General features: G+C 64.0%; 10 protein-coding genes and 1 tRNA gene. 7 read left to right on the forward strand and 4 right to left on the reverse strand.

The genetic code is table 11. The annotated features are described in order from the left end of the window. The 4 genes from VMS96_12195 to VMS96_12210 all read left to right on the forward strand — a co-directional run. Positions 1-339: 4Fe-4S binding protein (locus VMS96_12195; GenBank protein ID HVP44186.1), on the forward strand; the 339-nt coding region annotated here is incomplete at its 5' end. Positions 340-445: 106 nt separating this feature from the next. Continuing rightward, on the forward strand, positions 446-3,961 hold the full coding sequence (gene metH / locus VMS96_12200) for a methionine synthase (protein ID HVP44187.1): 3,516 nt from the start codon (positions 446-448) through the stop codon (positions 3,959-3,961). Positions 3,962-4,187: 226 nt separating this feature from the next. Next, complete coding sequence (locus tag VMS96_12205) at positions 4,188-4,538, forward strand: IPT/TIG domain-containing protein (protein HVP44188.1); 351 nt, start codon at positions 4,188-4,190, stop codon at positions 4,536-4,538. A 121-nt stretch (positions 4,539-4,659) separates the two neighbouring features. Next, a tRNA-Ser gene (locus VMS96_12210) sits at positions 4,660-4,749 on the forward strand. A gap of 296 nt (positions 4,750-5,045) precedes the next feature. On the opposite strand, the gene tadA is transcribed toward VMS96_12210, so the two are convergent. Further along, positions 5,046-5,507, reverse strand: a complete 462-nt coding sequence (gene tadA / locus VMS96_12215; GenBank protein ID HVP44189.1) for a tRNA adenosine(34) deaminase TadA — start codon at positions 5,505-5,507, stop codon at positions 5,046-5,048. A 127-nt stretch (positions 5,508-5,634) separates the two neighbouring features. On the opposite strand from tadA, the gene VMS96_12220 reads away from it, so the two are divergent. Together VMS96_12220 and VMS96_12225 are read left to right on the forward strand one after the other, a co-directional pair. Then, positions 5,635-6,096: an NADH-quinone oxidoreductase subunit I gene (locus VMS96_12220; GenBank protein ID HVP44190.1), complete on the forward strand. Its 462-nt coding sequence runs from the start codon at positions 5,635-5,637 to the stop codon at positions 6,094-6,096. A 118-nt stretch (positions 6,097-6,214) separates the two neighbouring features. Then, the gene (locus tag VMS96_12225) at positions 6,215-6,604 is read left to right on the forward strand and encodes an iron-sulfur cluster assembly scaffold protein (GenBank protein ID HVP44191.1); all 390 of its coding nucleotides are present in this window, start codon (positions 6,215-6,217) and stop codon (positions 6,602-6,604) included. Here VMS96_12225 and VMS96_12230 read toward each other — a convergent pair. The 3 genes from VMS96_12230 to VMS96_12240 all read right to left on the reverse strand — a co-directional run bounded on the left by VMS96_12230 (position 6,583) and on the right by VMS96_12240 (position 8,914). Continuing rightward, a complete protein-coding gene (locus tag VMS96_12230) occupies positions 6,583-7,296 on the reverse strand; it encodes a haloacid dehalogenase-like hydrolase (protein HVP44192.1) in 714 nt (237 codons plus the stop codon). The two genes, VMS96_12225 and VMS96_12230, sit on opposite strands and share 22 nt — an antisense overlap. Further along, complete coding sequence (locus VMS96_12235; GenBank protein ID HVP44193.1) at positions 7,293-7,970, reverse strand: nucleotidyltransferase family protein; 678 nt, start codon at positions 7,968-7,970, stop codon at positions 7,293-7,295. Before VMS96_12235 ends, VMS96_12230 begins: the two co-directional genes overlap by 4 nt. Positions 7,971-8,092: 122 nt before the next feature. Continuing rightward, on the reverse strand, positions 8,093-8,914 hold the full coding sequence (locus VMS96_12240; GenBank protein HVP44194.1) for an XdhC/CoxI family protein: 822 nt from the start codon (positions 8,912-8,914) through the stop codon (positions 8,093-8,095). A 214-nt stretch (positions 8,915-9,128) separates the two neighbouring features. On the opposite strand from VMS96_12240, the gene VMS96_12245 reads away from it, so the two are divergent. After that, positions 9,129-10,151 carry a zinc-binding dehydrogenase gene (locus VMS96_12245; GenBank protein ID HVP44195.1) on the forward strand — a complete coding sequence of 341 codons (1,023 nt, stop codon included), beginning with the start codon at positions 9,129-9,131 and terminating at the stop codon, positions 10,149-10,151. Positions 10,152-10,644: the final 493 nt, after the last annotated feature.

The following is a 10,644-nucleotide window of genomic DNA, read 5'->3' on the forward strand; positions in this document are numbered from 1 at the left end:
TTCCTGTGCGCGGCGGCCTGCCCCTCCAACTGCATCTACATCGAAGCGGCGGAGAACACGGCGGAGCGCCGGGTCTCGGGCGCCGAGCGCTACGCCAAGGTCTACAACATCGACTACAACCGCTGCATCTTCTGCGGCTACTGCGTGGAGGCTTGCCCGACCGACGCCATCACCCACGGGCACGCGTTCGAGATCGCCACGCTGAATGCCAGCAGCCTGGTGTTCCGGAAAGAGCAGCTGCTGGCTGCCGAGCTGGCGGAGCAGGGCGAGAATGCGCGCTTCCCGGCGTCGCTGCCGCCCGGAGTGAACCGGCCTTTCGAGCAATCCAAAACCATTTAACCGCCGAGATCGCCGAGACCGCCGAGGTCTTTACTTCCCTATTCCCAAGAATCTCGGCGTTCCGGGCGTGCTCGGCGGTGAAAAGAGAACTGGTATCCTTAAGAGAATGGGCGAATTCCTCAAGACCGTGCAGGAGCGCGTCGTCATCTACGACGGCGCCATGGGCACCAACATCCAGTTGCGGCAGCCCAGCCTGGACGATTTCCGGGGCAAGGAGGGCTGCAACGAGATCCTGGTGCTGAGCCGCCCGGACATCATCCAGGACATCCACGCGTCGTTCTTCAAGGTGGGCTGCGACGTGGTGGAGACCAATAGCTTCGGCGGCACTCGGATCGTGCTGGGCGAGTACGAGCTGCAGGACCAGGTGCGCGAGATCAACGTGGCGGCCGCCAAGCTGGCGCGCGAGGTGGCGAACTCGTTCGACGGTGAGAAGCGGTTCGTGGCCGGGTCCATCGGGCCGGGGACCAAGTCGCCCTCGCTGGGCCAGATCCGCTACGACGCGATGGCGGCCGCGTACCAGGAGCAGGCGCAGGCGCTGATCGAGGGAGGCGTGGACGTGCTGCTGATCGAGACCTGCTTCGACCTGCTGCAATGCAAGGCGGCGATCGCCGGGGTGTTCGACGCCATGAAGGCCGCAGGCAAGCGCTTACCGGTCACAGTTCAAGTAACGCTTGAGACCACAGGGACGATGCTGCTGGGCACCGACATCCTGGCGGCGGAGACGGCGCTGGAGCCCTTCGACATCGACATCATGGGGCTGAACTGCGCCACCGGGCCCAAGGAGATGAACGACGCGGTGCGCCACCTGTGCGCCAGCGCCCCCAAGCACATCTCGGTGCTACCCAATGCCGGGCTGCCGCAGAACGTCGGCGGGCAGGCGGTGTACACGCTGACCCCGCAGGAGCTGGCCGACTACCACAAGCACTTCATCCAGGACTTCGGGGTGCGCATCGTGGGCGGCTGCTGCGGCACCCGGCCGGAGCACCTGAAGGCAGTGGTGGAGGCGTGCCGCACCCTGGAGCCCGCCAGGCGCGACGTGAAGATCACGGCCGCGGCCTCGAGCGCCTACACCTCGGTGCCGCTCGACCTCGACCCCAAGCCGCTGGTGGTGGCGGAGGAGATGAACGCGACCACGCGAGTGGAGCACTTCCGCAACCTGCTGCGGGGGAGCAAATACGACGACATCCTGGGATTGGCCAAGCGGCTGGTGAATGAGGGCTCGCACATGCTCGACCTGTGCTGCGCCATCGTGGGCGAGGACGAGAAAGGCTACATGGGCGCGGTGCTCGACAAGATCGCCACCCGTGTGCCCGCGCCCATCCTGGTGGATTCGACCGAGGCTGACGTCATCGAGGAGGCGCTCAAGCGCATCCCGGGCAAGGCCATCATCAACTCCATCAACCTAGAGGACGGCGAGAAGCGGACCTCGAAGGTGCTGCCCATGGCGAAGCGCTACGGGGCGGCGGTCATCTGCCTGACCATCGACGAGGACGGCATGGCGCTGACCGCCGACAAGAAGGTGGCTATCGCCAAACGCATTCACCAGCTGGCGACCCAGAAGTACGAGATGCGGGGGCAGGACCTGATCTTCGACGCGCTCACGCTGCCCATCTCCACCGGGCAAGAGGAGTACCGCACCGCCGGCATCGAGACGCTGAAGGCGGTGGAGCGCATCAAGAGAGAGTTGCCGGAGTGCCACACCATCCTGGGCGTCTCGAATATCAGCTTCGGGCTGAACGTGTACGCGCGGCGGGTGCTGAACTCGGTCTTCATGCACGAGGCGGTGAACCACGGCCTCGATATGGCCATCGTGAACTACGCCAAGATCTACCCGCTGTACAAGATCCCCGACGCCGAGGTGGAGCTGGCGCGCAAGCTGATCTACCGCGATACCAGCGCCGGCGACCCGCTGCAGGTGTACATGCAGTTTTTCTCCGGCATCGAGAAGAAGCCGGAAGCGGAGGTCCACGCCGAGAAGCTCTCGGTGGAGGACCAGCTGAAGTGGCTGATCATCCACGGGGAGAAGGCGATGGGCGAAGGCGCCGGCCGGCGTGAACTGCCGGTAGTCCTGGAAGACGCGCTCAAGAGTTATACGCCCCTCGATCTGATCAACAACGTCCTTTTGGACGGGATGCGGACGGTGGGCGAGCTGTTCGGGGCGCGCAAGATGCAGCTGCCGTCGGTACTCGACTCCGCCGGGGTGATGAAGACCGCAGTCGCCTACCTGGAGCCGAAGATGGAGAAGGTCGAGGGCTCGCAGAAGGGCACCCTGGTGCTGGCCACGGTGAAGGGCGACGTCCACGACATCGGCAAGAACCTGGTGGACATCATCCTGTCGAACAACGGCTACAAGGTGGTGAACCTGGGCATCAAGCAGCCGGCCGACAACATCATCAAGGCGGCGGTGGAGTCGAAGGCCGACGCTATCGGGCTGAGCGGGCTGCTGGTGAAGTCCACGGTGGAGATGAAATACGTCATCCAGGACCTGGAGCGCCAGAAGCTGGAGTTCCCGGTGATCTGCGGTGGGGCGGCGCTGACCCGCAAGTACGTCGAGGACGACCTGCGGCGCGAGTACTCCAACGCCGTCTTCTATGCCGAGGACGCCTTCGGCGGACTGAGCGTGATGAGCGACCTGTGCTCCGACGACGGCGTTCGTGAGAAGCGCCTGGCTGAGGGCAAGAAAGCCAAGGAATACAAGACGGCTGCGGCAGTCGCCGTCGCCGAGGTCGAGACGGCGCCGGTGCGGTCGAGCGCGGTGCGGGCCGACGTTTTGATCCCCAAGCCGGCGTTCTGGGGCACGCGGGTGAAGAAGGATTACGACCTGCGCGAGGTCTTCCGCTACATCAACGAGACCGCGCTGTTCAAGAACCAGTGGCAGCTGAAGACGGCGTCGCAGGCGGATTACGTGCGGCTGGTCGAGGAGAAATACCGCCCGGTGCTGGAGAAGTTGAAGCAAGAAGTGATCGAGGCCGGGTGGTTTGAGCCGCAGGCGGTGTGGGGCTGGTTCCCGTGCCAGGCGGAGGGGAACCACGTCGTCATCTATGACCCTGAATCCGTTGTAGCCCGCTCGCCCTCGAGCGGGCAGGCCCGGCCGGGGGCGGCCGGGCTACAAGGAGCAAGAGAGATTCAGCGCTTCACGTTCCCGCGACAGCGGGAGGGGCGGCGTCTGTCGATCGCGGATTTCTTTGCCCCCAAATCGAGCGGGCAGGTGGACGTGATCGGGCTGTCGTGCGTGACCATCGGGCCGCGGGCGACCCAGGAGTCGCACAAGCTGTTCGAGGCCGGGGAGTACACCAAGTACCTCTACCTCCATGGCCTGAGCGTTGAGACCGCCGAGGCCCTGGCCGAGCTGCACCACAAGAAGATGCGGGAAGAGCTGGGGATCGCGGGCGAGGACGCGGCCGAGATCCGCGACCTGTTCCACCAGAAGTACCGCGGGTCGCGGTACTCGTTCGGCTATCCGGCGTGTCCCAACCTGGAAGACCAGAGCAAGCTGTTCGCGCTCATCCACCCGGACGAGGCCATCGGAGTGCATTTGACGTCGGCGTATCTCCTCGACCCGGAGCAGAGCACGTCAGCTATCGTCGTGCATCATCCCGACGCGAAGTATTTTGTGGTGTGAGTTTCCCTCGCTGGGCTCGGGATTTCGGCAGCGGGCTCCCGCTCGCCCGTCGGCTCGCTCACGCCCGCTCAGCGCCTCAACTTTTCCGCAGATGCACGCGGACGATCGCGGATCAGCCGTGTAGTTTTAGAAAGGTTTAAGGGGTGGCGGGGCCTTCGGGCTGTAACCGGAGGCTCACCGAGGACATCCTTCGCACAGCCTCTTGGTGTGGGGTGTTCGGATGAGCATGCGCAAAGTCTGCATTTTCCTCGCGGGATTGTTCTTGGCGGTGGGCATTGCTGGCTGTGGCTACGGCTCCAATACCATGATCAGCGGGGCCATCCCCAACGTGACGCAGCTCTCCCCCATGGCGGTGATGCACGGGGCGGCGAGCTTCGGCATGACCGTCAGCGGCAACAATTTCGGCATGGACTCGGTCGTCTTCTTCAACGGCAACGCACTGCAGACGGCTTACGGGAGCGCGGTGCAGGTGACCGCGCAAGTGCCGGCGGCCGACGTGGCCAACAGCGCGATGGTGAACGTGTACGTCCGCAGCGGGAATCAGAACTCGAACATCGTGCTCTTCACGATCCAGTAAGCGAGGTCGCCTAGACAGCTGGTCTTGCTGGTGGGGCAGCGCCTGCACGAGGGCGCAAGGATAAGTTTGGTAGAATCGAAACGACCACTACACGGCCCCGAAATGGGGTTCCTTCCGGCGCGGAGAGGTGCGTGAGTGGTTGAAACGATCCGCCTCGAAAGCGGACATACCTGAAAGGGTATCGGGGGTTCAAATCCCTCCCTCTCCGCCATTCCTCAGCAAGACACGCGTGTCCGAATAGAGGTCCTTCGCGCTATAGCGCTCAGGATTTCGGCAGCGGGCTCCCGCTTCGCTCACGCCCGCTAGACGCCTCAAGTTCAAATCCCTCCCTCTCCGCCATTCCTCAGCAAGATACGCGTGTCCGAATAGAGGTCCTTCGCGCTATAGCGCTCAGGATTGCGGCAGCGGGCTCTCGCTTCGCTCACGCCCGCTAGACGCCTCAAGTTCAAATCCCTCCCTCTCCGAACATCCCTAAGTCTCCAACTGGCCCGCGCGAGGGCGCGCGGGCTACTTTGTGGAAACCCGCTTGTCGCGGAAGAAGGACTGCAGCAGGTCCATGCAGCGGCCGGCGAGGACGCCGGAAGTGACCTCCATACGGTGGTTGAGGGCGGGGTGGTTCAGGACCTGGAGGACGGAGCGGACGGCCCCGGCCTTGGGGTCGTCGGCGCCATAGACCAGGCGACGGAGGCGGGCGTGGACCAGGGCGCCGGAGCACATGGCGCAGGGCTCGATGGTGACGAACATCTGGCAGTCGCCGAGGCGGTGATTGCCGATGGCGTGGCCGGCCTGGCGAAGGGCGACGATCTCGGCGTGGGCGGTGGGGTCGTTGTCGAGCAGATTGCGGTTGCCGCCCCGGCCCACGATGCGGCCGTCGCAGACCACGATGGCGCCGACCGGGACCTCGCCTGCGGCCTGGGCGCGGGTGGCCTCGCGCAAGGCTTCCTCCATCCACAGTTCGTCAGGGGTCATGGGCGGCTCCGCTGGCTGTGTCCATTCTAACCAGCGAGCAACATGGCTGCATGGCGTCCGGATCCCCGGCGGCTCTTTCCTTTTGCGCGGACGGCGGTTTAGACTGTGAGCGGGGGAAGGCCCACCGATGGCAATACCCAAGTTCCTGCGCAAGCTGCTGCTGATCGATCTGCTCAAGGGTCTGTCGCTGACCTTCCGCTACCAGCATCCCAGGGAGATCTACACCGAGCAGTATCCGCTGCAGCGGCCGCTGGTGGCGGAGCGTTATCGCGGGGCGCCGCGGCTGAACGTGAATCCCGACACCAACGAGACCCTGTGCATCGCCTGCGACCTGTGCGCCCTGGCCTGCCCGGAGCACCTGATCGTGGTCTCCAGCGAGCGCAACCCCAATACCAAGCGCAAAGAGCTGACCACCTTCACCTACGACCTGAGCCGCTGCATGTTCTGCGGGCTGTGCGAAGACGCGTGTCCGACCGACTGCCTGGAGCTGACCCAGGACTTCGAGCTGGCCAACTACTCGCGCGAGGGCATGATCTGGAACCGGCAGACGCTGGAGCAGGGGCCGAAGCCGACTGTTTATAGGAAGTAGTCAGGAGTCAGGAGTCGGGAGTCAGGAGTCAGAGGGGCGCTGAGAAGGCGCCCTTTTCGTTTGCCTGAATCAATGGAGAGCCGGGGCGTCCTGCGCCCGGAAGGCGGGATTATAGTGGATGGGAGCGAACGCCATGTATTCCGCGCAGGTCATCGAGCACTTCGAGCGCCCCCGCAACGTCGGGGAGGTGGAAGGGGCGAGCGCGACCGCGGAGGTGGAGAACCCGGCCTGCGGCGACGTCATGCGGCTGAGCCTGCGGGTGGAAGCCGGGAGGATTGCGGAGGCGCGTTTCCGCACCCAGGGGTGCGTGACCGCCATCGCCTGCGGGTCGGCGCTGACGGAGATGCTGGCGGGGAGGACCGTCGCGGAGGCGGACGGCTTGCGGCGCGAAGAGCTGGTGTCAGCGCTGGGCGGGCTGAGCAACGAGACCATGCACGCCAGTCACTTGGCGATGGATGCGCTGCGGGCCGCGCTGCGGAAACTTTCCTATACGGCGTCAGGGCGGTAGATCGTCCAACGCCTTTGTTTCGCCAGCTCAGCCAGGTCGGGATTGGGGTTGATGGCGAAGGGGTGGCGAGCCAGTTCGAGCATGGCGGCGTCGTGGATGGAGTTGCCGAGGACGGCATCGGGGCAAGGGCCGATGCGCTCCCGCACGATGACTGCCTTGCCTTCGTCGGTCGGCACCCGGATGAGCTTGTCGGTGGCGCAGCCGGCTTCGATGGCGACGCAGGCAGCCAGCACGCGGTCCGGAGAAAACCCGAAATGAGGGGCGGCAGCGCGGATCACCCACTCGCTGGTGGAAGAGACCGCCCACAGCTCACAACCGGCGTCCGCCAGGCGGCCGGTCAGGCGCTGCATCTCAGGGAAGATGCGCTGGCGGACCTCGATCTCAAAGAAATGAGCGGCGGCGGCAATGATCTTCTCCTCTGTAATGCCGGCGTGGATGGTGACCATCTCCCCGCACATGGTTTCCTCATCCACGCGTCCGGCCTTGTAGTCGGTGTAGCGGGGCAGCGCCCAATCCGCGACCTCCCTGGGGATGAGAGCCTGCTCGATCTCCCAATAGAAAAAGCCGGCACCCATGTCGCCGTCCCAGAGAGTGCCGTCGCAGTCGAAGACCGCCACTTTGGGCCGGAGACGCAAGACCGAAGCGATGAACTCCTCGGCACGGGCAGAGACCTTGGCGGAGGCGAAGATCACGAGCCGGCCAACCGCTGGTAGTCCTCGGGGGTATCGACGTTGGCGACAACCATGGGGTCGTTGACGGCGAGATAGTGGACGCGGGCCGGCACGGAATGCTCGACGTCGCGGGCAGTGGAGCCGACGGGTGCCTTGAGAAAGGCCTCGATCATCTCCCGCCCGATGACGATGGGATGGCCGTGCTTGCCTTCGAATTCGGGCACCACCGCCCACTTGCCTTCCTCGTAAAGCTCGCGGAAGAGCGCGACCATGGCGCCGACTGTCTCGGAGGCGCAGGGCGGACGGTCCACCAGAGTGACGATGGCGGCATCGCGGCCGCGGTTAAGCACTTCCTGCAAACCGATCTGCAGCGAGCTGAATTGCCCGCGTTCAGGATGGCGGTTGGTCAGCAGCGAGGCGGCGGTGGAATAGACCACCGGCGCGATCGCGTCGGAGTTCTTGCCGCCGACGACCAGGACCAGCTCGGAGAATGGATTGAGCAGCTCGATGGCCGCGGAGAGGAAAGTCTGGGTGCGCGGAGGAGCAGCGACACGGGACAACCCGGCGATATCCGCCGCGGGGTGATAGCTTTCTTCGCGCGCCGGGGGCCAGGGCAGCAGGGCCTTGTCGCGTCCCATGCGGGACGACTCACCGGCGGCCAGGATGACTCCGCAGAAGCTTGGGGATCGGGCCATAAATCTTGTTCAAGCATACAGCAGGGGCAGTTCAGTGCAAGTGTCGTCCGGCTGAAGCCGGACCCTGATCCCCATCGATGAGCTTCATGGCACGCCTGAAGGCGTGCCCCTCCGAAACCAGCCTAGTCCTTGGACTTGGCCTCGCGTTCGAATCTCATCGCGGGGGCAGCGGTTTCAGCCTGGCGGCGGACGGCGATCAGCTCGGCGACGATGGCGACCGCGATCTCTTCGGGGGCGATGGCGCCGATATCGAGGCCGATGGGGGCGTGCACGCGGTCCAGGCTCTCGCGCGAGACGCCCTCTCGCTCCAGCTCCTTGTAGATCTCGATGACCTTGCGCTTGGAGCCGATCATACCGACATAGCGGGCACGGGCGCCGGCCGCCCAGCGCAGGATGCGCATGTCGTCACGATGGCCGCGGGTCACGATGACGATGTAGGAATTCTCGTTGAGCGACAGCTTGGAGCAAGCCTGGTCAAAATCTTCGGCATAGACCTCGCGGGCTTCCGGGAAGCGTTCGCGGTTGGCGTAGGCGTCGCGGTCATCAATGACGGTGACGTCGAAGCCGGCGAGGCGCGCGACCTTGTACAGGTGCAGAGAGACGTGTCCGGCGCCGAAGAGATAGAGCTGGGGAACGGGCATCACCGGCTCCACGAAGACGTCGAGGGTACCACCGCAGACCAGCCCGGAGTCGTACTTGGGATTGTTGTTGAGATTGAAGGTGAGGGTGCGGGGCTTTTCCTGCTCCATGACCTCGCGGGCGGCCTGCCAGACCTCGGCCTCGACGCAGCCGCCGCCGATGGTGCCGACGATGGAGCCGTCGTCGCGCACCAGCATCTTGGCGGTCTCGAAGGAGGGGATGGAGCCGCGCACGTTGACAATGGTGGCCAGCGCCCCGCGACGTCCTTCCCGGCGCAGCTTCACGATCTCTTCGTAGAGGTCCATCCCCAACCATTATCGGGAGTTTGCGGAAGGCCCGTCAAATCAGCGCTGCCACCCTGCACAAAAGAGGCGCAAGGATGGACCAAGCCGCACAGCCGAGGGCGGCTGTGCCACACAAGGTGGGTGGGGCGGCCGGGGTCGGCCGCCCTACGGCAAAGCTGTTTATGTTAGCTTTTACGGTCCATCGTTGAGGAAAGTTCCTTGCAGGAGTGTCGCCATGAAAGCTGTCCGTTTCCACGAGTTCGGCGGGCCGGAGGTGCTGAAGTACGAGGACGCCCCCGACCCGGTATTGCGCAAAGACCAGGTGCTCATCCGGGTGAAGGCGTGCGCGCTGAATCATCTGGACCTGTGGTGCCGGAAAGGCCTCCCGGGAATCAAGCTGCCGCACATCAACGGCAGCGACATCTCGGGCGACGTCGCCGAAGTGGGCGAGTACGTCAAGGGCCTGAGCGCCGGGCAGCGGGTGTTGCTGGCGCCCATGGTCTTCTGCAATCACTGCGAGCAATGTGTGTCTGGGCGGCAGAGTTTCTGCCGCGAGTTCACCGTGATCGGGAACCTGGTGGACGGCGGGAATGCCGAGTACATCGCGGTCCCGCAGGTGAATGTGATCCCCATCCCCAACGACTTGACCTACGACGAGGCGGCCAGTGTGCCCCTGGTGTTCCTCACGGCGTGGCACATGCTGGTGGGGCGCTGCCAGATCCAACCCGGGGACTTCGTGCTGGTGTGGGGAGCGGGCTCAGGGGTGGGTTCGGCCGCCATCCAGATCGGGAAGCTGTTCAATGCGAAGGTGATCGCCACCGCCGGCAACGAGGCCAAGCTGGAGCAGGCACGCGAACTGGGTGCCGACTACACCATCGACCATTACAAGCAGACGGCCTCGGAGGAGGTGAAGAAGATCACCGGCAAGCGGGGCGTGGACATCGTGTTCGAGCACGTCGGCAAGTCCACCTGGCAGGAGAGCATAAAGTCGATGCGAGTGGGAGGAAAGCTGGTGACCTGCGGCGCGACTACGGGCCCGGAGGCCAGCTTCGACCTGCGGGTCCTGTTCGCGAAGCAACTCTCGTTCCTGGGGTCTTACATGGGTTTCATGGGGGAACTGCACGAGGTCTTGAAGCACGTTTTCAGCGGGCGGCTGAAGCCGGTGGTGGACAAGACCTTCCCGCTGCGCGAGGTACGGGCGGCCCACGAGCGGCTGGAGAAGAGCGAGATGTTCGGGAAGATCGTGGTGAATCCGTAGCAAGCCTCCTCCACGAATGCAGGAGAGCACGCAAAAGGTCTTGTTCTGAATTCAGAACAGGAATCATTTTTCTCTTGACTTGTGGAGCTCTTGGGCTACGGTGCGCTCGCTGTGGAGGTTGGAGATATGCGTAAGAGGATGCTGAGCTGCCTTTTAGTTGTCGCCATACTAGTCGTCTTCTCGGGTACTCCAGTAATCACAGATATCACACTGGCGTCCCTACTGCCAAAATATCAGTCCGTCGATCCAGATGCTGTAAACGAGGTTACGAACGAAATACTTGAAAGATTGACAGAGTCCCCGCTTCTCCAGCAAAGCTTAGGTTGCAGGTTAGGATGGCAAGTTCGCTTTTCGCGCTCGGAAGAAAAGCTGAGGCGGCAACGCTGCTTTCCAAGGCAATGGACCTAGGCACAGAGATGATTCGACAGGGTCGGCTGGCGCACCCAGGATTATCGGCACCCTCACTACAAGGTTTTGACGAACTACTTGACAT

It is taken from the genome of Terriglobales bacterium, from assembly GCA_035543055.1.
Taxonomy (GTDB): Bacteria; Acidobacteriota; Terriglobia; order Terriglobales; family Acidobacteriaceae; genus JAIQFD01.

What these genes read in the sequence shown, in the direction of transcription:
- metH (HVP44187.1), top strand. Translation starts at nt 446, where the DNA reads ATGGGCGAATTCCTCAAGACCGTGCAGGAGCGCGTCGTCATCTACGAC.
- VMS96_12205 (HVP44188.1), top strand. Translation starts at nt 4,188, where the DNA reads ATGCGCAAAGTCTGCATTTTCCTCGCGGGATTGTTCTTGGCGGTGGGC.
- tadA (HVP44189.1), bottom strand. Translation starts at nt 5,507, where the DNA reads ATGACCCCTGACGAACTGTGGATGGAGGAAGCCTTGCGCGAGGCCACC.
- VMS96_12220 (HVP44190.1), top strand. Translation starts at nt 5,635, where the DNA reads ATGGCAATACCCAAGTTCCTGCGCAAGCTGCTGCTGATCGATCTGCTC.
- VMS96_12225 (HVP44191.1), top strand. Translation starts at nt 6,215, where the DNA reads ATGGGAGCGAACGCCATGTATTCCGCGCAGGTCATCGAGCACTTCGAG.
- VMS96_12235 (HVP44193.1), bottom strand. Translation starts at nt 7,970, where the DNA reads ATGGCCCGATCCCCAAGCTTCTGCGGAGTCATCCTGGCCGCCGGTGAG.
- VMS96_12240 (HVP44194.1), bottom strand. Translation starts at nt 8,914, where the DNA reads ATGGACCTCTACGAAGAGATCGTGAAGCTGCGCCGGGAAGGACGTCGC.
- VMS96_12245 (HVP44195.1), top strand. Translation starts at nt 9,129, where the DNA reads ATGAAAGCTGTCCGTTTCCACGAGTTCGGCGGGCCGGAGGTGCTGAAG.